Annotated in this window: 16 protein-coding genes; 5 read left to right on the forward strand and 11 right to left on the reverse strand. The window is 61.7% G+C overall.

The features are described 5' to 3' along the window. Positions 1-189 precede the first annotated feature (189 nt). From ACZ5WW_RS05025 to ACZ5WW_RS05070, 10 genes are all read right to left on the reverse strand, one after another. The gene (locus ACZ5WW_RS05025) at positions 190-882 is read right to left on the reverse strand and encodes a sulfite exporter TauE/SafE family protein (RefSeq protein ID WP_377167116.1); all 693 of its coding nucleotides are present in this window, start codon (positions 880-882) and stop codon (positions 190-192) included. Next, complete coding sequence (locus ACZ5WW_RS05030) at positions 879-1,061, reverse strand: hypothetical protein (RefSeq protein WP_377167114.1); 183 nt, start codon at positions 1,059-1,061, stop codon at positions 879-881. Before ACZ5WW_RS05030 ends, ACZ5WW_RS05025 begins: the two co-directional genes overlap by 4 nt. Continuing rightward, entirely contained in the window at positions 1,024-2,457 is a 1,434-nt protein-coding gene (gene ccoG / locus ACZ5WW_RS05035; RefSeq protein ID WP_377167112.1) for a cytochrome c oxidase accessory protein CcoG, read from the reverse strand. Before ccoG ends, ACZ5WW_RS05030 begins: the two co-directional genes overlap by 38 nt. Positions 2,458-2,472: 15 nt before the next feature. After that, positions 2,473-3,108, reverse strand: a complete 636-nt coding sequence (locus tag ACZ5WW_RS05040; protein ID WP_377167110.1) for a cbb3-type cytochrome c oxidase N-terminal domain-containing protein — start codon at positions 3,106-3,108, stop codon at positions 2,473-2,475. Positions 3,109-3,118: 10 nt separating this feature from the next. Continuing rightward, positions 3,119-3,271 carry a hypothetical protein gene (locus tag ACZ5WW_RS05045; RefSeq protein ID WP_377167108.1) on the reverse strand — a complete coding sequence of 51 codons (153 nt, stop codon included), beginning with the start codon at positions 3,269-3,271 and terminating at the stop codon, positions 3,119-3,121. A 20-nt stretch (positions 3,272-3,291) separates the two neighbouring features. Beyond that, positions 3,292-5,676, reverse strand: a complete 2,385-nt coding sequence (gene ccoN / locus ACZ5WW_RS05050) for a cytochrome-c oxidase, cbb3-type subunit I (RefSeq protein WP_377167106.1) — start codon at positions 5,674-5,676, stop codon at positions 3,292-3,294. After that, on the reverse strand, positions 5,669-5,863 hold the full coding sequence (locus tag ACZ5WW_RS05055; RefSeq protein ID WP_377167104.1) for a hypothetical protein: 195 nt from the start codon (positions 5,861-5,863) through the stop codon (positions 5,669-5,671). The genes ccoN and ACZ5WW_RS05055 overlap by 8 nt, the downstream gene beginning before the upstream one ends. A gap of 113 nt (positions 5,864-5,976) precedes the next feature. Next, positions 5,977-7,635 (reverse strand): prenyltransferase/squalene oxidase repeat-containing protein, encoded by a 1,659-nt coding sequence (locus ACZ5WW_RS05060; protein ID WP_377167102.1) that lies wholly within the window; start codon positions 7,633-7,635, stop codon positions 5,977-5,979. A gap of 56 nt (positions 7,636-7,691) precedes the next feature. Further along, positions 7,692-9,113: a M81 family metallopeptidase gene (locus ACZ5WW_RS05065; RefSeq protein WP_377167100.1), complete on the reverse strand. Its 1,422-nt coding sequence runs from the start codon at positions 9,111-9,113 to the stop codon at positions 7,692-7,694. A 9-nt stretch (positions 9,114-9,122) separates the two neighbouring features. Next, positions 9,123-10,094, reverse strand: coding sequence for a L,D-transpeptidase (locus ACZ5WW_RS05070; RefSeq protein ID WP_377167099.1), 972 nt, complete (start codon positions 10,092-10,094; stop codon positions 9,123-9,125). 90 nt (positions 10,095-10,184) lie between these two features. Here ACZ5WW_RS05070 and ACZ5WW_RS05075 point away from each other — a divergent pair, with 90 nt between their 5' ends. Beyond that, positions 10,185-11,027, forward strand: a complete 843-nt coding sequence (locus ACZ5WW_RS05075; RefSeq protein ID WP_377167097.1) for a class I SAM-dependent methyltransferase — start codon at positions 10,185-10,187, stop codon at positions 11,025-11,027. A 26-nt stretch (positions 11,028-11,053) separates the two neighbouring features. On the opposite strand, the gene ACZ5WW_RS05080 is transcribed toward ACZ5WW_RS05075, so the two are convergent. After that, entirely contained in the window at positions 11,054-13,279 is a 2,226-nt protein-coding gene (locus tag ACZ5WW_RS05080; protein ID WP_377167095.1) for a trypsin-like peptidase domain-containing protein, read from the reverse strand. A gap of 88 nt (positions 13,280-13,367) precedes the next feature. On the opposite strand from ACZ5WW_RS05080, the gene ACZ5WW_RS05085 reads away from it, so the two are divergent. The 4 genes from ACZ5WW_RS05085 to ACZ5WW_RS05100 are packed head-to-tail and all read left to right on the forward strand — an operon-like array spanning position 13,368 to position 19,189. After that, entirely contained in the window at positions 13,368-16,109 is a 2,742-nt protein-coding gene (locus ACZ5WW_RS05085) for a PVC-type heme-binding CxxCH protein (protein WP_377167093.1), read from the forward strand. Positions 16,110-16,157: 48 nt separating this feature from the next. Beyond that, entirely contained in the window at positions 16,158-17,054 is an 897-nt protein-coding gene (locus ACZ5WW_RS05090) for a 1,4-dihydroxy-2-naphthoate polyprenyltransferase (protein WP_377167091.1), read from the forward strand. 60 nt (positions 17,055-17,114) lie between these two features. After that, a complete protein-coding gene (locus ACZ5WW_RS05095) occupies positions 17,115-18,080 on the forward strand; it encodes an enolase C-terminal domain-like protein (RefSeq protein ID WP_377167089.1) in 966 nt (321 codons plus the stop codon). Next, entirely contained in the window at positions 18,065-19,189 is a 1,125-nt protein-coding gene (locus tag ACZ5WW_RS05100; RefSeq protein WP_377167087.1) for an AMP-binding protein, read from the forward strand. The genes ACZ5WW_RS05095 and ACZ5WW_RS05100 overlap by 16 nt, the downstream gene beginning before the upstream one ends. The last annotated feature ends 2 nt before the right edge of the window (positions 19,190-19,191 follow it).

Below are 19,191 nucleotides of genomic sequence, written 5' to 3' on the forward strand. Positions count from 1 at the left end.
TGCGTAATATAGCCCAGGGATGCCGAGCTTTAGCGAGTGCTTCCCTGGGTCTTGCCATGCCCATCCGGAAAGCAAACCCACCACTCCGTCCCACCCCATGCTCACCAGCAGCGTCTGCAAAGAGCCCCGCCACATGCCTGCCGCGCTCAACGCCCCGTTTCAGTATTGTCCCATTCATGGCATCGCGCATCAGTTCACCGCATGGCAGCAGCTCGCCGCCTCGCTGCTTCCAAAGTCCAGCGTGTCACGCAGCCGCCACGCCAGAATCACCGCCGTCACCAGCGCCAGGCCACGCTGCACCTTCCGCATCGTGGCAGGCTGGAGGTGCCCACCCAGCATATGCAGTTGCGTCTGCGCCAGAAACAGCAGCGGCAGCGTCCCCAGCCCAAACGCCACGGCAAAGCCCGCCCCCTTCACCGCGCTGCCGTTCGCAGAAGCCAGCGCCAGCATCATATACAGCGGCCCGCACGGCAGCAGCGGCGTCGCCAGTCCCAGGATGGCGGCACGCAGCGTGCTCTTCATTTTAAAGGCCGCCGTCTGCACCCGGCGCAGCCCGGCGGAAAGAAAGTGCGGCTTCGGCAGCCAGGCGTCCAGCCCCAGCCCCACGCACGCAAAAGCCAGCACCAGCAGCCACGGCAGCACCATGCCCGCACCATGCTGGAAAAACGCCAGCGGCACCGCTCCCAGAGTTCCCGCGATCGCACCCGCCGCACCATACGACACCATGCGCCCGCTGTGGTACAAGGCCGTGCTCCGCATAAACCCTCCCCCTTTGGGCCCCACGGCCCATGAGCACGAAAGCGGCCCGCACATGCCCACGCAATGCACGCTGGTGACGATCCCGGCCACAAACGCGGCAGCACTGGTGTCTATCTGCATCATGCCGGTATCAGCTGCTTCAGCGGCACGACCTCCGGTTGGTTTTTGATGGCGATGTAGAACAGCACGCTCCAGGCGCTGATCAGCACGACAAACGCCAGCACCACCCACAGCCAGGGGCGGCGCGCAATGAAGCCCTTGGCTTCACTTTTGGAGGTATTGGCTGGGATTGAGGTAGTCATTGGATTTCAGGCTTGGGTCCGGCCCGGCAAACTCGAAAGGCTTCGTACGGTAGGTCTTGCCATCCTTCAGGTCGGTGACCGTGATGCTGAGTTTGAAGGGTGCTTTGAAAGCGGCCTCCGGCAGCGTGATCATCAGCGGCTTCAGTTCCTCCCCTTGCGCGGCGATCGTCACAGGCGCATCCGCACCCGCAGCCGCCAGTCCGCCCGGCAGATCTCCGGCCAGCGCCAGCGTGAATGTCCGCGGCTCGTTGCGCTTGTTGATCAGCCTCACCAAAAACTGGTTTCGCACGACGTTGTTCGTCACGTAGTAGGGAGACCCCTGCATGCGCAGCACATTCGCACGCATCGGTTCGATCCGGCTCGCCGCAAAGCCAAAGACCCCCAGCCCCAGCAGCAGCAGCCCGGTGTAGAAAATGATGCGTGGCCGGATCAGCCGCGTCTTCCCGCCGCCAAATCCCGTGAAGGAGTCATACCTCACCAGCCCCGGCTTCCGCCCCAGCTTCGTCATGATGCTGTCACAGGCGTCCACGCATGCCGCGCACCCAATGCACTCCAGCTGCAGCCCGTTGCGGATGTCGATGCCCGTCGGGCACACCTGCACGCAGCGCATGCAGTTCACACAGTCCCCCGCCCCCGTGGTGCCCGCCTTGCCGCGCGGCTCCCCACGCTTCTTGTCGTAGCCCACGTTGATCGTGTGGTCGTCCGTCAGCGCCGACTGCATGCGCCCATACGGGCACATGATCACGCAGAACTGCTCCCGGAACCAGCTGAACGACCCATAAAGCCCCGCCGTCAGAAACAGCATCACCCCAAACGCGATCACATGCGCCTGCGGCGAGTGGTGCATCATCTCATACAGCTTCTCCAGTGACACAAAATAGCTCAGAAAGATGTGGGCGATGATCAGCGAAGCCAGCACATACAGCCCGTGCTTCAGCCCGCGCCGGGCTATCTTGCCCGCCGTCCACGGCGCAGCATCCAGCTTGCGCCGTGCCGTCGCATCGCCATCCACCAGCCTCTCGATGCGCCGGTAAATGTGCTCCAAAAACACCGTGTACGGGCATGTCCAGCCGCACCACACCCGCCCAAACAGCGCCGTGACGTAAAACAGCGAGAACCCCAGCCCCGTGACAAGGAAAAACCCCACCCACAGGTCCTGCACCGCCAGCGTCAGCCCCATGAAATGAAAGCGCCGGTTCAGCACATCCAGAAACACCGCCGGAAAACCGTTCACCGGGATCCAGGGCAGCGCCACATAGATCAGCAGCAGCACCAGCGCCGCCAGCCGCCTTGCCCGCGTCAGCCTGCCTGACACATCCGCAGGGTGCAGCGTTTTTTTACTGCCATCCTGGTTGATGGATCCGAGAGAGACGAGGTTGGGGTTGGGGGCTGGCATAGACGTGTCCCGGCTTTATTTCGCGGCGGGCGCTGGCGCGGTGGTTGCAGGTGCAGGTGGTGAATCAGCAGCACGGGTGATCGGCTCACCCTCCTTGTGGTGGCTCAGCACAAACGCCACCACCTCGCTCACACGCTTCATGCCCAGCACCTGTTCCCAGGCCGCCATGCCCTTGGTGATGTCAGGCGAGCCCTTCCGGACGATCTTGAAAATCTCCGTCGGCTTCCCGCCATGCTTCCACTCCTGGTCATTCAGCGGCAGGCCGGGCAGCTTGGCACCGCTGAGCATCCCGCTGAGATCCGGACCATGGCAGGTGACGCACATGCCCGGCGTCATGAAGGTCGCCTTTCCGGCCTCCACCGCCGCAGCATCCCTCGAAAGCGCCCAAAGCTGCTCATCCGTGATGGATTCCATCTGCTTGTCGCGCGCCTGCTGCATTTCCGCCATGGCTTTGTCGATGATGCTCGTGTCGCTGCTGCCCAGACCAAGCTGGTAGTAGCACAACCAGTGCACCACAAACCACGCGATGGCAATGTACAGTGTGAACAGCCACCAGTTCGGCAGTTTCTGGTCATACTCCTGAATCCCGTCATAGACGTGTTCGCGGAGTGTTGGCTCGTTGTTGTTGGGGGATGGCTTCTTGGAGTCCATGGCGGGGGGATTATTCGAGTGGCAGACGTGACATGTTCTCGGCCTTGTCCTTGCGCAGCAGCATGCCCCGGAGAGTCATGATGCCAAAGACCAGCACGGTGGTGGCGAAGGAGATGATGGGCACCACGAGGTGCCAGTTTTCATAAATGATGCGCTTGTACATGGCGGCGGAAAGGTTGGGGGTTACTCGGCTCCGTTGTCCCGGCGGCCTTTGTCAGGAATGATCGGCGACAGCGGGAAAGGCACGCCCTGCCCTTTCTTGGTCAGGGTTTCCTCCACGGCAGGCTGTTCAAACTGGCCCAGCTTCTGCAGGTAGGCGATCACCGCCACCATCTCGCTGTCAGGCCGGACCACGATGTTCGACTTCTTCAGCTCCGTGGCGATCTTCACCCCCTGCTCCAGCGCCTTCATCTTGATCTCCGTCGCATCCATCGGCGGGTAAGGCACTCCCAGACGGCGCAGCACCGCAATCTTCGAAGGCAGCGCCTTCTGGTCAAACGCCTTCCCGCTCAGGTGCGCATACGGCGGCATGTTCGACTGCGGAGACATGGACCGCGGGTCCATCAGGTGCTCGTAGTGCCAGGAATCAGGACGCTGGCCGCCTTCGCGGGCCAGATCCGGCCCCGTTCTCTTCGAGCCCCATTGGAACGGATGGTCGTAGATGCTCTCGCCTAGGCGCGAGTAGTCGCCGTAGCGCATCACATCCGGCACCAGCGTGCGGATCATCTGCGAGTGGCAGTTGTAGCAGCCCTCGCTCACGTAGATGTCACGGCCCGCAAGCTCCAGCGGCTCATACAGCTTCTGCAGCCTGTCCTCCACATTCTTCGCACTGTTCACCGTCACCGTTGGGATGATCTGGATCAGCCCCCCGATCACCACCGCCACAAACGTCAGCACCGTGAACGGCAGGTAGTTGTGCAGCAGGCTCTCGTACCAGTTGGCCCACGAGTGGCTCGTCTTCTGGAACCGCCGCACAGCCATGTAGCCAAAGACGATCGCGCAGATCAGCGAGGCCACGTCAGCTCCTGGCGGCAGGAAGATCCAGCCAAAGATCAGCAGCAGCGCTCCAAACGTGCAGGCCGTCGGGTCGTTGAAGAAGGTCTCCTTCATGCCCATCGTGTCCGTGTTGCCACGCTGCAGCACCGCCACCTCGCGCACTTCGTTCACCGGCTTGCCGCTGCGGATCGTCTTCCACAGGTTGATGCACATCACAATCCAGCCCAGCAGGAACATGCCGCCGCCGATCACGCGCAGCCCCATCAGCGGGCGGATCGCCTGCAGCGTGTCCAGGAAGGTGTTCTTCACCGCCAGCCCGTCCGCCGTGACCTGGTTCAGCATCAGCCCCTGCATGATGCCGCTGATCCACATCGCCACCACATAAAGCAGGATGCCGAACGTGCCGATCCAGAAGTGGAAGTTCGCCATGCTGTTGGAATACAGGCGGGTGTTCCACAGGCGGGGCGCCAGCCAGTAGAACAAACCTGCGGCCATGAAGCCGTTCCAGCCCAGCGCACCCGCATGCACGTGACCGATCGTCCAGTCAGAGTAATGGGAAAGCGAGTTCACCACACGGATGGAAAGCAGCGGCCCTTCAAAGGTGGACATGCCGTAGAACGTCACCCCGGCGATGAAGAACTTGATCACCGGATCCGTCCGCAGCTTGTCCCACGCACCGCGCAGCGTGAGCAGGCCGTTCAGCATCCCGCCCCAGCTCGGAGCCCACAGCATCAGGCTGAAGAACATCCCCAGCATCTGCAGCCACTTCGGCAGCGCCGTGTTCAGCAGGTGGTGCGGGCCCGCCCAGATGTAAAGAAACACCAGCGACCAGAAATGCACGATCGACAGCCGGTAGGAATACACCGGCCTCTCTGCCGCCTTCGGCAGGAAGTAGTACATAATGCCAAGGATCGGCGTCGTCAGGAAGAAGGCCACCGCATTGTGCCCGTACCACCACTGCACCAGCGCATCCTGCACACCGGCAAAGACGCCATAGCTGTGTGTCCAGCTCGTGGGAATCGAAAGGTGGTTCACGATGTAAAGCATCGCCACCGTCACAATCGTCGCGATGTAGAACCACAGCGCCACATACAGGCTCGGCTCGTTGCGCTTGTGCAGCGTCAGAAAGAAATTGATCGCAAACACCACCCAGATCACCGCCACCGCCACGTTGATCGGCCAGATCAGCTCGGCGTACTCCTTGCCTCGTGAAAGCCCCAGCGGCAGCGTGATCGCCGCAGCCACAATGATCAGCTGCCAGCCCCAGAAGTGAATCGCGCTCAGCGTGTCATTGCCCATCCGGCATTTGCACAGCCGCTGCGTCGAGTAGTAGATGCCTGCGAACATCATGTTGCCCACGAACGCAAAAATCGCCGCATTCGTATGCAGCGGGCGCAGACGGCCAAACGTCAGCCATTCGGCAAGGTTGAGCTGGTGGAAGTTCAGCTGGCTGGCGATGAACACGCCTGCGAGCATGGCAACGACGCCGAAGATGATCGAGGCCAGCATGAACTGGCGCACGACTTTGTCGTTGAACTCAATGGGTACTTTGGAGGCTGCGGTGCTAGTCATGGGAAAAGGTGGTGTGGGTGGAAGATGCAGGCACTGTCACCCGCTGGCCCTCAGGCTCATCGAGCGGCAGCAGTGCATCCTGTTCGATGCTGCCCCTCCGCCGCTGCACACGCTCCGCCAGATACAGCGCCGCAAATAACACGGCAAACATGAGGCTGACGAAGATGGTGACGGCAAAAACTTCCATAAGAGAGAGGCTGCGGAATACTGGACTCACGCTGGCCTTACGAAAGCTCAGATTGAACCTCGCTGCAACCCCCCCCTTGGTAATGCCTCACCCGATCTTGTGAGGCTGTGCAATTAACGCCTTGTTTGCCTCTCAAAAATCGACGGCTCCTCACGGTCAGCCACCTTCAGGTACCGGAAATAGACCTCCAGTTGCAGCGTGCACAGGCACTGCCTGTAAATCGCATCCGCCGCGTCACCCGCAGGCCAGTTGGGCCGCCCACGTTTGAAAGAGCCGTCCGCCTGCTGCGCACCGATGATTTGCGGCAAAAATTGTGCATTGTAAAAACGCCAGTCCTCCCCGCCGGCCTGAAAGAAGGCCTGCGTGTAGTAATACCAGCAGTACAGGTTGCAGTTGCGCTCCCAGTCCAGCGGCTCGGCGCTCAGAAACTCCCTCAGAAACCGGATCCCCTTCTTCACCGCCGTCGCCTTGTGCTGCGCCAGCGTCTGCAGCCCCAGCACCCCGCATCCCGTCAGACTCCACTGGTTGTAGTGCTCATCCCGGTTCGTTTTGCCAAAGCCCCCGTCCTTCGTCTGCTTCGACTCCAGATAATCGCAGCACCGTTTGATCGCCCCATCCAGCCCCTCGATCTTCAGTCCCGAGTGCTTCGCCGCCTTCAGCGCCTGAAACTGCCACCCGCTCACCGACAAATCCTCACCCCGGCTGTCCTTGTTGTAGGCAGTCGGCAGGCCCGCATCCCTGCCCCCATAGGTCCATGACCCCTGCGGATTCTGCTGCTCAATGATGAGTTGCACCCCCTTCTCGAAAGTTTCGCGCAATCCCGGCAGGCTCCGGTTGCCCAGGCGGTAGAACGAATACATTTCGCCGAGCGCGTAAGTCGCGATCCCATGCTCATAAGTTGCGGAATTCGACACAAGATTCTCCGCCAAAATCCCATGCGGATTTCTCCGCGCCAGCTCCACCAGATAGAGCATCCCATCGCGCACATTGTCGCCATAGAACGCAGAATCTGGCGTCTCGCAGCGCCCCAGGTAGCAAAGCAGCGCCAAACCCGTCATCGCCCCCTTGTTCGCCCGCCCCCACGACCCATCCGCATTCTGCTGCCCCTTCAGCCACGCCAATGAGCGGGAAACTGCCATCTCACACTCCGCCGTGCCGCCATTTTCCCTCAATTTCTCAAGCCTGCTCTGCATCGAGCAGCGCCCCCCAAACATGTTCGGCAAATTCGCCAGCATGGTCGGTGGGGCGGAGCCCTCCATGCCCGGGAGCTTGCTGCCAATGGATGCGCTCATCAGCCTGCTCGTTCCATTCCCTGCCTCCGGAAGTTCCATCACCCCTGCCTCAGGCAGCAAGCAGTCAGTCGGCCCATCCACCCCAATGCGCGTCTGCGGCGTCTTTCTCGCCATCGCATCCATCTGCTTCATGCTGACCTTGTATGCCAAATCCTGCGAAGCCTCGACACTCGCCTGCGTCGGGCCCGACGGTATAAAATCATTCACCGGCTTCGCCATCTGTGTCCCAACGATGATGACCCCCGCCGCCAGCAGCAGCCCCACATGCACCGCAAGGCTGAGCATGAGCGAGCCTCCACCCATCTGCCGCCAGAAGCGCAGCCATGCAGGGGCAGGCGGCTGAATGCGTGCCGGTGCAGGCGGCCTGTCCTCCACCAGGACAGCCTGTAGAACGGGCTCAGCCACAGGCGGCGGTTGAAACCTCTCCCAGCCGGGTGGCACTTGATACGCAGACGGTTGTTTGGGATCGTTCGTGTTCATGGCGGCGTGGAATCACACCGCATGACGCTGCACCGAAGATCCTCTTGGGATGTATTTTACCTGGAGCGCTTCAGATGTCGGAACGGCAGCGCCGCCAGATTGCTGCTGCAAGGTCCCGGTGTATCCACCCACAGCATGCGTGCCGCGATCTTGTCATAGGCCCGCCGATGCGCCACCGCAGCCTTGACTCCGACCACGCTAAGCTGCTCAACCGCAATACCTTGACTATGCCACTGCCCCAGATCGAAAGGCGGCGTCTTCACACTGGTAATGAGAATGGTAAGCCCCGCATGCCGCACCACGGCGCAGCGGCCCATGTCGAAGACATCGCCACACATGCTGGCCAGATGGCTGTTTTTGTCTTCGAGTTCAAATCTGCCGTCGTTCAAGGCGATGAGTTCGACCTCGATTTCGAGCGGGCCTGCATCCAGACGGCTGCCTTTGCCACCGAGTGCAATTTTACGCGCACCAGCGGCGATTTGGCTGACAGATTGCGGGTCATTGATGCAGATGGCGGCATTTGGAATGCCATGGCGGATGAGGGCACGCAGCAGCCCGGTGCAGTCTCCGGGTGCGCCGCCACCGATATTATCTGAGGGCTCCACCAGCACGGTCAGACCTTCAGACCGTGGCTTAAGCTGTTCGAGCACTTCATCTACCGGCGGATCGGTGACCTGGCCGAGGTGGTTGAGTTCCTGCGCACGCTTGCAGAGTTCTTCCAGTTGCTGCGTAGCATCCACCGTGGTGCAGGCAACAAAGCTAACGCCTGTGTCAGGCGTGTCCGCAAAGCTAAAGCCGGCGACGATGCTCATGGCCCAAAGCGACTCATTCTCGCCTTCAAACTGCCGAGCCATCTTTTCCAGCGTCAGCATGGGATCCTTCGAAGTGCCGGTGCCGGTCGGCGGCCAGATGATGCCGGGCTGCTGGAGCTGCATGTGCGGACGCTGGCCCGTAGTGAGGCAGCGGTTCAGCAGGCGCGCTGCGATCAAACCCGCTTCGCGTGCGTCAGTGTGCGGATTTTCGCGGTAGCCTACCAAACAGTCGGCCAGCGCAGCCATTTGCGGCGAGAAATTGGCATGCAGATCAAAGACTCCAAAGATGGGAACCGTGGTGAGGGTGCGGAGCCTGCGAAGGATTTCGCCTTCGACGTCGAGGATCGTTTCTGAGACCATGGCACCATGAAGCACCAGATAGATGGCGTCGTAGCCGCCTTGGGCGGCATAGGGGGCGATGTCGTTCCAGAACTGCTCAATGACCTCATCCGCCACGGTGACGGAAGGCTGCGCACGGTAGTCGGCGGCAGGAATCATCTCCCAGCCAAATTCATCCGCCAATTCAAGGACGCCACCGAGCGGTGAGGAGTCGCCTTTGGAGGCCCAGAGTTCCTCCCCGCGGCGGATTTGGAAATCAGAGAGCGGGGTGAGTCCGTCAAGAAAGGTGTGGGTCTCGTGGAAGAGACCGGCGATGAGGATGCGCATGGTGGAAGATTAACGCACGATGACGCGCGTTCCTGGCCGGATGAGTTGCGGAAGTCGAATGGCGTCCCAGTTGGCAAAGCGGACACAGCCTGCGCTGCGGGTACGGCCAATGGTGCGCGGCATGGCGGTGCCGTGCAGGCCGATGCCCGATTTGCTCAGGCCGCACCAGATGACGCCAATGGGGCTGTTCGGCCCGGGCGGGATCTGAAAGGCCTCCTCCCCGCGCACGCCTTCCTCGAGGAACTGCTTGTCGTAGCGGAAGGTGGGCGTGGCCATCATGGTCACCACTTTCCAGGTACCGACGGGGATGAACTGAGGCTTGCCCGGGGTAATGGGAAAAGCGGCCAGCATCATCTCCTTGTCACTGTAGATGGCAGCCATGCGCTCCGTGGTGTCCACCACGATGGTGTGACTGCTGAGCAAGGCGTCGGTCTTGAAGCTCTGCATGGGCTTGATGTCCTCGATCCTGAAGGACTTGACGTTTGGCACGACGATGATGTCTCCGGGCTTGAGCGCGGCCATGTTTTTGCCGGGGTTGATGGCGGCGAGGAAGGTCTCATCAGTATGAAACCGTTCCGCGATGAGCTCCTGCATGCTGCGATAGGCCATGAACGGATAAGCGGACGCTTTTTCGTAGTCTTCGGGCAGGTCGGCTGTCACATAGCGGGTCAAGATGGGCGTGATCTTGAAAGCGGCGAAGATCACAGGGACCTCGTCCATGGCCGCCGCCTGGATTCGTGCCCAGTTGTAGAGGTCCTTGTGTCCATGGGCATAGTTGTAATTCACCACGGCTTTGTAGGTGAACTCACCGACGGCACCATCCAGCTTGCCGGGGCCAAAGAGGTTCTTGTCGAGGAAAATCTGGATGCGCAGGATGGTGTCGCGATCCTTGGGCACAGAGGGATCGTCCTTGGCCGGCCCCAGGTCCTGGGCCTGGACCACAGCCGTGAGCAGGCAGAGCAAAAGAAAGTGTTTCAGCATCGCCCCCATGCTAATTCGCACTTCCTCAATGAGCAAGGAAGTGCGCGCCCTTGCCTGAACCGCATCTGCCGCTTAGATTTTTGCGCATCCATGCCAGTCACCGTCACCGACACCCGCACCCCGGAACAGCTCCGCCAGCATTATGAGGTGGAGCGCGAGCTCGCCGACCGGCTGCGGCATGCCACCAAGGAGCAGCGCCGCACGCTCTACTCCGAGGTCTATGATGAGCTTTTTAAACGTGTTCCGGATCATCCGCAGCATACCAACAAAGCCTCCCCGGAACGGCTGGCGGCCGATGTGGCTGAAAAAATGGAGATTCTGACGCCATTCTTGAAGCCGAACACCGTGTTTCTCGAAGTCGGACCGGGAGATTGTGAGCTGGCCAAGACGGTGGCGGCCAGAGTCTCCCAGGTGCTGGCGGTGGACGTCTCTGATGAAATCACCCGCAAACGCGTGCTTCCTGACAATCTGCGGCTGGTGCTCTCTGACGGCAGCACCATCCCTGTGGCTCCGGGCAGTGTGAACGTGGCCTATAGCAACCAGTTGATGGAACACCTGCACCCGGACGATGCGGTGGAGCAGCTCCGGCATCTGCATGCGGCGCTGGCCCCCGGAGGGGTCTATCTGTGCATCACGCCCAGCCGTCTGACCGGACCGCATGACATCAGCTGCATCTGTGACCCTGAGGCGAAGGGGTTTCACCTCAAGGAGTACACCGTGGGCGATCTGTCCGCGCTTTTCCGGCAGGTGGGCTTTGAAAAAACACGCGTCATTTTCGGCGGGCGTGGCAAATTCATCCTGCTTCCCACCTGGCCAGCGGTGATCTGCGAAAAGCTGCTGGACCTGCTGCCGCATGGCCTGCGCAAGGCGCTGGCACTGAAACCGCCGTTTCGCTGGCTGTTCGGGGTGCGGCTGGCGGGGTTTAAAAAGTAGTCCAGTTGCGGCGCAACTGGGCAACTTTACTCCCGCAGCGACTGCAGCCAGCGGTCGAGCTGCTGCATGAGCTCGGGAGGGCCGTCAGCGGGAAAGTTGTCGATCAGCCACGTTACGTCTTCGCGAGCGCCGGCTTTTTCCCCGAGACGCTGGCGCATCTGGGCGCGGGTGAGGCGTTCGGCGGCTGACTGAGGATCAATGGCCAGGACGAGGTTCAAATAAGGCAGTGACTCCCGGAGGGAGCGGCTGTCGTCGAAGACGCTGCTCATCAAATTCCGCAGCATGCGCAGGAGGATGGCCTGCTTGGTGGTGGGCGAGAGGGATCCTTCCGGGAAATGACCGTCTTCGGTGAGATCGAGCGCCGCCTGCTCGACCGTGACGAGCTTCCCATGCTCAAAGACATCCACGAGCTGGAGCTCGCCTTCAGGACCGTCACGGTAGCCGACCATGAACTTGCCGGGCAGCGGCACGCCAAACACGCCCTGAACGCCCAGGGCTGAGGCGAGTTCAACGTAGAGCAGGCTCAGTGTGATGGGCAGGCCTTCGCGGTCGTCGATGACCTCGTTGAGGTAGCTGTTGGAGCGGCTGCCGTAGTCGCCCCGGCTGCCGTGGAAGCCGTTTTCCTCAAAGAGGTAGCGGTTGAGTCTCTTCACGGCAGGAATGGTGCCTTTGCTGATTTCGGGGTCGTCTTTGAGATCCAGCACCATGGCCTTGAAGCTGTTCAGGTAGGTTGCGATGTCGATCTCCGGATTGTCATGGCGCGCCAGCAGGAGGGCGCAGCGCAGCAGATTGATCTCAGGCTCGGGCTTGGCGAGTTCGGCCAGAATTTCCTTGGTCATGGCCCGGCGGTGCAGCTCACGCTCGAGATCGCGCAGTTTGACCGCCTCTTCCTCAAGCCTGCGGCGCTGCTCTACCAGCACGCGGCGGGCGGCAGAGGGGTTTTCCAGCAGGCCTTCCAGCGTTTTGTCGGCGCTGGTGGCTTCGGCGATGTATTCCTCCACCTTGGAGCGGAGCTGGGAGGCGAGCTCAGGCTGCAGCGGTTTCTCAGCGAGGTCAGTTCCGACGCGGAAATTGCGGAACTGGGCCACGGTGGTCCTGAATTTGCACAGCCCTGCAGCGCCACCACGCAGGCCGGTGTCGCTGCTTTCGATGACCTGCCTGCCGTTCACAAAGCAGACCATGCGCTCCGGCTCGACACGGACGCGCAGCGTATTCCACTCCCCGGCCTTGTAGGCGTCACTCGGGACATCCGCCAGAATGGTCCATGAATAGACATCGGGGCCGTCAAAGCGGGTGAGGCGCAGCTTGCCGCCCGAGGCATAGAAGCCGTAGTGCCTGTCTGCAGCGTCGGAGCAAAAGGTGAGGCCGGCGGCTCCAGACTCATCATCGAGACGCACGGTCACAGAAACTTCAAAACTGCCATCGGGCACTTTTTGCGTCGAAAGGCAGAGTGCACGGCCGCCGAAGCCTGAGCCGACAGATTCGGAACGAATGACTCCCGCGTGCTGCGTCCACTGCGCCCCGAGATAGGTCTGCCATTGTCTGGGATTGAGCGCACCGATGGTGAGCCAACGTGACATGGGCACAGGATTGGGCTTTTCGATCAGCATTTTGAGCTCGTTCACGGGCATGGCGAAACCGAGATTGTCTGTTTTGAGAGACTTCAAGGTCAGCAGTCCCAGGACATTTCCCTGCATGTCGAGGAGCGGGCCGCCGCTGTTGCCCTTCTCGATGGGCACAGCGACTTGGAGCATCTCCTGGCCATCGACCTCGCGCGTGGCCGAGAGCACGCCCTGCACGATGCTGAAACCCAGCCCTTCAGGAGCCCCCATGGCGACGATGGGCTCTCCCTGCCGGACTTTGCCGGAATCTCCCAGCGGCAGGGGCTTGAGTCCTTTGGCGTCAATTTTCAGCAGGGCGAGGTCGTGATGGCTGTCGCTGGCCTGGACGACGGTGACAGCATGGGTTTTGCCGTCGTGCATTTCGATCTGCAGGCGGCGGGCCTCACCGATGACATGCAGATTGGTGGCGATCAAACCGTCCTCGCTCACGATGAAGCCGGAACCGATGCCGTCGGTGCCCTCACGGCCGATCTGGGTGATTTTGACCAGCGAAGGACGGATGGCCTCGGCGAGATCGGCGGCGGTACGAGCCTGGGGGCTTTTGGATTTGACGCCTTCTTTGACTGCGGCGGCAAGACTTCCCCCAAAACACACGGAAAACACGGCGAGTGAAAAGAGGATGTGTTTCATGGGATGAATTGAAGATTGCGCACGAACCGGGCGTTTGGAAAGGTCCACTTCGTTTATGAGCATACGTCGCGCCGCCTTTCTGTCATTCTTGTCCTTTTCGACTCTCGCCACTTTGGCCGACGAGTTTCCCAAACCCTTCAACACCGAAAAGGGCGACCCCATGCCTGCGGAAGAGGTGGCGCGGACGATGGAGCTGCCGAAGGGCTTCAAGTGCGTGGTGTTTGCCGCCGAGCCGGATGTGCAGCAGCCAATTGCGATGAGCTGGGATAAGAAGGGCCGACTCTGGGTGGCGGAAAACTACACCTATGCCGAGAACCCCATGCGCTGGGACACCAAGCTGCGGGACCGCATCATCATCCTGGAAGACAAGGACGGAGACGGCAAGCACGACGGCCGCAAGGTCTTCTGGGAAGGCGGCAGCTATCTGACCAGCGTGGAGATCGGCTACGGCGGCGTGTGGGTGCTGAACAACGGGACGCTGAGCTTCATCGCCGACAAGAATGGCGACGACATTCCCGATGGGGAGCCCGAGGTGCTGCTGGACGGATTCAATGTGAAAACCATCGGTCACAACATCGTCAACGGTCTGCGCTGGGGCCCGGACGGCTGGCTGTATGGCCGTCACGGCATTACCGACACCTCCGCGGTAGGCGCGCCCGGCACGCCGGCTGACAAGCGGGTGAGGATGAACTGCGCCATCTGGCGCTACCACCCCACGCAAAAAATCCTGGAAACCGTCTGCCACGGCGGCACCAACTCCTGGGGCCATGACTGGACGGCCAATGGCGATCTCTTCTTCATCAACACCGTCATCGGCCACCTTTGGCACGCCATCCCTGGCGCGTACTACCGGCGCATGTTTGGCACGCATCTCAATCCGCACGTGTATGAAGTCATCGAGCAGACCGCCGACCACTTCCACTGGGACACCGGCGCGGAAAAGTGGAGTGACATCCGCAAAAGCGGCGCCAGCCCCAAGACCGACGAGCTCGGCGGCGGCCACGCCCACGTGGGCATGCTCATTTACCAGGGCGGTCTGTGGCCCAAGGAGTACCAAGGCGCCGTGCTGACCTGCAACCTGCACGGCAACCGTATCAATGTGGACAAGCTGGAGCGTCAGGGCTGCGGTTACGTGGGCAAGCATGCGCCTGATTTCATGAAGGCCAAGGACAAGTGGTTCCGCGGCATCGACCTCCTCACCTGTCCCGACGGCAACGTCATCGTCTCCGACTGGAGCGACGGCGGCGAATGCCACGACAACGACGGCGTGCACCGGACGAGCGGACGCATTTACAAGATTGTGTATGGGGAGCCCAAGAAAGGCGAGCGCTCCGCAGACAACAACTGGTGGGCCCGCATGGAACTGCAGCAGCAGTATGAAAAGGGTGCCGGACCTGCCCCGCGTGCGCTGCGCGGACTGGCGGATGCCGACAGCAAGGACGGACTCGTGCGCCTGCAAACAGCCTCCGACATGCAACGCCTTCCGCTTGAAGAACGCTGGCCTATCGCTACGGCTCTGTCCAGGCACGCCGAGGACGCAGACGACCGCCAGCAGCCGCTGATGGTGTGGTATGGCATCGAGCCCGCTGTGGCCGCCGATCCGATGAAGGGCGTGGAGCTGATCAAGGAAGCAAAACTGCCAACCATGCGCAGGCTGGTGGCCCGCCGGATTGCGGAGATGATCGAGGCAAAGCCTGAGGCGGTGGATGCCTTGGTTGCGCTGATGAACAACAGCCCCGAAGCCCGGACAGACGTGCTCGCCGGAATCACCGCTGGGCTGGATGGCTTCAGCTCTGCCAAGAAGCCGAAGGGCTGGGATGAGTTTGTGACCAAGGCTTCTGCCGACAAAGCAGGAGACGCCGAAGAGGCCAAGACCCGCACCGCCAACATTCAGGCACTCTCCATGGTCTTTGGCAGCGGCCGTGCCTCGGATGAACTGATCGCCATTGTGAAAAATTCGGAGGGCGACGCCAATGCGCGCCTGAACGCCTTCAAGAGCCTGACACGCAGCGCCAAGCCGGAGCTGCTGGCGGTGATACGCGGCCAGATCAATGACAAGGTGCTGGGGACCGATGCCCGCAAGGCGCTGGCCGCTTATGATGACCCGAACATCCCCAAAGCCATGCTGAACCCCTGGCCGGGCCGCAGCGAGGAGCAGCAGGCCGCGACGGTGGCGACGCTGAGCTCACGCCCCAGCTACGCCAAGGCGCTGCTGGAGGCGGTGAAGGACAAGAAGGTGCCGACGACGGCGATCTCCCCCTTCCAGGCACGGCAGATCCGCAGCCTCGGAGATGAATCCCTGACCAAGCTGCTGACCGAAGCCTGGGGCGAGATTCGTGACACACCGGAAGCAAAGAAGGCGGAGTTTGCGAAATGGGAAGGACTGCTGACGAAGGACACGCTGGCCAAGGCTGACCCGTCCAAAGGCCGCATGATCTTCACGGCCGTCTGCAGCGCCTGCCACAAGATGTACGGCCAGGGTGGTGCCATCGGGCCCGAACTGACGGGCAGCGACCGCCACAATCTGAAGTACCTGCTTGAAAACATTCTGGACCCCAGCGCCGTGGTGCCGGCGGATTTCCGTGTGAGCGTGCTCAATCTCAAGGACGGCCGCACCATCACCGGGGTGATCCCCGAGCAGACGGAGCGCACGCTGACGGTGCAGACGCCTGCCGAGCGCATCGTCATCGAGCGCACGCAGATCGTGAAGCAGGAGCAGCTGCCCATGTCTCTGATGCCCGAAGGACTGCTCTCCGCGTTGGGAGATGAAAACGTCAAGAACCTGATCGCCTACCTGATGTCGAATGGGCAGGTGGAGATGCCAAAGTAATGACGAAGAGTTTGCGGTGGGTCAGGAATTCGTCATTCCTTCCACCTCATGCCTCACCTTTTTGACTGGATCGCCGCCGCACGCCCTAAAACTCTGGGGGCTGCGATTGCTCCTGTCGTGGTGGGATGTGCGCTGGCGGCGAAAATCTCGGGACATTTCGACTGGTGGCTGGCTTTCTGCACGCTGGGGAGCTGCGGGGCGCTGCAGATAGCGACGAATTTTTTCAACGACGCGCTGGATTCGATCAAGGGTGCGGACACGCAGGCGCGCATCGGGCCCCGGCGTATCACTGCCAGCGGTGTGGCTTCGCCGAAGGCGGTAAAGCTGGCGGCGTGGCTGATGCTGGCGGTGGCGACACTGCTGGCGGTGCCGCTGTTTGAGGCGCGGGGGCTGCCAATTCTGTTCATCGGCATTCCGTCGCTTTACTTCTGCTTTGGCTACACGGGCGGGCCGGTGCCGCTGGCGTATCGCGGACTGGGCGAGCTGTTTGTGATTTTGTTCTTCGGCTTTGTGGCGGTGACGGGCACGGCCTTTGTGCAAACGGGTGAATGGTACGTGGCGGCGGTGGTGGCCGGCTTCCAAATCGGCTGCCTGAGCACGGTGCTGATTGCGATCAACAACCTGCGCGATGTCGCGGAGGACGGGCAGACCGGCAAAAAGACGCTGGCGGTGCGCTTAGGCGTGGGGTTTGCACGGGCGGAGATTGTGTTACTCCTAGCCGCAGCGCATGCAGCGGGCGTTTACTGGTTTCAGCAGGGCTGGCCAAGGGCTTTCACACTGCCGCTGATCACACTGCCCATCGGTTTTTTTGTCGCGTGGCGGGTGATCGCCGAACCGCCTGGCCGCGGGCACAACCGCCTGCTGGCCATGAGCGGGGGGCAGCTTCTGCTGTTTGCCGTACTCATAAGCTGGGGAATCGTGAAGAGTGCGGACGTGATGCGGTGAAGAAAGGCTTTTATGGAAGAGGTCAGACAGGCGGTCTATGATGTATAGTCCCATACCCGAATGACCGACGCCCCCATCTACTACCATGAATACCTGCTGCGCAGCGGGGTGGCACTGAATGCGGCCTCCGTGAGGAGAGTGTTTGCGGGAGCGCTGATCTGCGTGAACGGAGGCTACGGCTGCGTGCATCCGTGGCCGGAATTTGGCGATGCTCCGGTGGAGGAGCAGCTGAGGCTGCTGAGCGAAGGAGTCACGACTCCGGTGACGGCGATGGCGCTGCGCTGTGCGGAGCTGGACGGAGAGGCGCGGCGTGCGGGCGTGAGCTTGTTTGAGGGGCTGGAGATCCCGCGCAGCCACTATTCGTGGAGCTTTGCCACCGACACCGAGGCGCAGATGGAGCGCGTGCTGGCGGAAGGCTGGCCTGCGATCAAGGCGAAGGGTTTTGCGAACTACGGCGAGACAACGCGCTTTCTGGAAGGCTGCGCGAAGCGGTTTGAAACGCAGGGTGTGCGGTTGCGCGTGGATTTTAACGGCGTGCTGGACCGGCTGACGTTTGGCAAGTTCATCGAGTTCATGCCGCTGCGGGTGTACCGTGCGCTGGATTTCGTGGAGGACCCCTTCCCTTACAACGCGGAGGCCTGGGAAGCTGTGCGACAAAAGTGGGGGGTGAAGCTGGCGCTGGACAAGGGCTGGAAGGACGGCACGCAGGGCTTTGATGCGGTGGTGGTGAAACCGGCGCGGCGTGACTGGCGCACGGTGGCGGAAACTCATCCGCAGCAGCCGCTAGTGCTGACCTCGGCGATGGATCATGCCTTTGGCCAGATGTTTGCGGCCTATGAGGCGGCGGTGGCGCTGTCCGAGGGGCAGGCGCTGGATTTCTGCGGACTGTGCACCGAGCATCTGTTCGAGAAGGATGAGTTCTTTGAGCGTGTGACCTCCCATGGGGGCTGTTTGTCAGCGGACCGCAGCGGCGGCGGGCTGGGTTTTGGAGATGTCCTGGAGGGTTTGCCATGGAGACGGCTGTAAAACCCGGGCCCGAATTCTGGACTGAGGGCGGTGTGTGGGTGGCAAACTCCGAAACAACACCGGAGGCAGAGGGGCTGGCGGAAATGGCGCTGCACGGGCTGAAGGCGCAAGGCTGGTGTTTCTTTCAAACGAGCGGGACGGAGGGCGTGCGCAAATGGGTGGGGCTGACCAAGGAGGCGCTGCTGATCTCCGCAGATGCGGTGAACAGGCACTTTGGCATCACAGCCGAGGACCGCTGGCTGCTCGCACTGCCGACCCACCATGTGGGAGGCTTCGGCATCCTGGCACGGGCGCACCTCAGCGGCAGCGCCGTCTCCAGGCTGGAGGGAAAATGGAGTGCGCTGTCTTTTGTGGAGGCGTGTGAGAGCACCCAGGCCACGCTGGCCTCCCTGGTGCCCACACAGGTCTTTGACCTCGTGGCCGCAAGACTGCGTGCACCAGCGCGCATGCGTGCGGTGCTGGTGGGCGGGGGCGCCCTGAATGCCGAGCTGGAGGCCGAGGCGCTGGCCCTGGGCTGGCAGGTGCACCGCACCTATGCCATGACAGAGACGGGCTCAAGTGTGGCCGCCCAGTCATGCCCGGGCTCTGCACTGAAGGTGCTGCCAATCTGGCAAGTGCGCACCGATGCCGAAGGTGTGCTGACCGTGAGCGGCCCTGCACTCGCCCGAGGCTACGCCGTGCGGGAGGGAGGCTGCTGGCGCTGGGAGAACATCCCTGGCGAGGGACTGCGCACGCGAGATCATGTGGAGATTTTTGAAACGGATGGCATGCGATGCCTGCGATTCATGGGGCGTATGGCAGGGACGGTGAAAATTTTGGGAGAACTCGTGACGCTGGGCCCCATTCAGGACCGGATCGAAGCGCTGCGGCTCAAGCTCGGTCGAGGCACTGCGGATGCGGCGGTGTGCGATGTGGCAGACGCGCGCAGAGAGAGCCGGCTGGTGCTGGCCGTGAGCGGCATGAGTGAGAGCGAAGCCGCGGAGATGCAAAAAGGCCTCAACGAAACGCTGAGGCTTTTTGAGCAGATTCAGGATGTCCGAACTTTGAATGCCATACCTCGCAGCGATCTGGGCAAAGTGCTCCTGAGCGCACTGCGAGGGCTGCTGTGACG

It is taken from the genome of Prosthecobacter fluviatilis (assembly GCF_055388355.1).

What these genes read in the sequence shown, in the direction of transcription:
- ACZ5WW_RS05025 (WP_377167116.1), bottom strand. Translation starts at nt 882, where the DNA reads ATGATGCAGATAGACACCAGTGCTGCCGCGTTTGTGGCCGGGATCGTC.
- ACZ5WW_RS05030 (WP_377167114.1), bottom strand. Translation starts at nt 1,061, where the DNA reads ATGACTACCTCAATCCCAGCCAATACCTCCAAAAGTGAAGCCAAGGGC.
- ccoG (WP_377167112.1), bottom strand. Translation starts at nt 2,457, where the DNA reads ATGCCAGCCCCCAACCCCAACCTCGTCTCTCTCGGATCCATCAACCAG.
- ACZ5WW_RS05040 (WP_377167110.1), bottom strand. Translation starts at nt 3,108, where the DNA reads ATGGACTCCAAGAAGCCATCCCCCAACAACAACGAGCCAACACTCCGC.
- ACZ5WW_RS05045 (WP_377167108.1), bottom strand. Translation starts at nt 3,271, where the DNA reads ATGTACAAGCGCATCATTTATGAAAACTGGCACCTCGTGGTGCCCATC.
- ccoN (WP_377167106.1), bottom strand. Translation starts at nt 5,676, where the DNA reads ATGACTAGCACCGCAGCCTCCAAAGTACCCATTGAGTTCAACGACAAA.
- ACZ5WW_RS05055 (WP_377167104.1), bottom strand. Translation starts at nt 5,863, where the DNA reads ATGGAAGTTTTTGCCGTCACCATCTTCGTCAGCCTCATGTTTGCCGTG.
- ACZ5WW_RS05060 (WP_377167102.1), bottom strand. Translation starts at nt 7,635, where the DNA reads ATGAACACGAACGATCCCAAACAACCGTCTGCGTATCAAGTGCCACCC.
- ACZ5WW_RS05065 (WP_377167100.1), bottom strand. Translation starts at nt 9,113, where the DNA reads ATGCGCATCCTCATCGCCGGTCTCTTCCACGAGACCCACACCTTTCTT.
- ACZ5WW_RS05070 (WP_377167099.1), bottom strand. Translation starts at nt 10,094, where the DNA reads ATGCTGAAACACTTTCTTTTGCTCTGCCTGCTCACGGCTGTGGTCCAG.
- ACZ5WW_RS05075 (WP_377167097.1), top strand. Translation starts at nt 10,185, where the DNA reads ATGCCAGTCACCGTCACCGACACCCGCACCCCGGAACAGCTCCGCCAG.
- ACZ5WW_RS05080 (WP_377167095.1), bottom strand. Translation starts at nt 13,279, where the DNA reads ATGAAACACATCCTCTTTTCACTCGCCGTGTTTTCCGTGTGTTTTGGG.
- ACZ5WW_RS05090 (WP_377167091.1), top strand. Translation starts at nt 16,158, where the DNA reads ATGCCTCACCTTTTTGACTGGATCGCCGCCGCACGCCCTAAAACTCTG.
- ACZ5WW_RS05095 (WP_377167089.1), top strand. Translation starts at nt 17,115, where the DNA reads ATGACCGACGCCCCCATCTACTACCATGAATACCTGCTGCGCAGCGGG.
- ACZ5WW_RS05100 (WP_377167087.1), top strand. Translation starts at nt 18,065, where the DNA reads ATGGAGACGGCTGTAAAACCCGGGCCCGAATTCTGGACTGAGGGCGGT.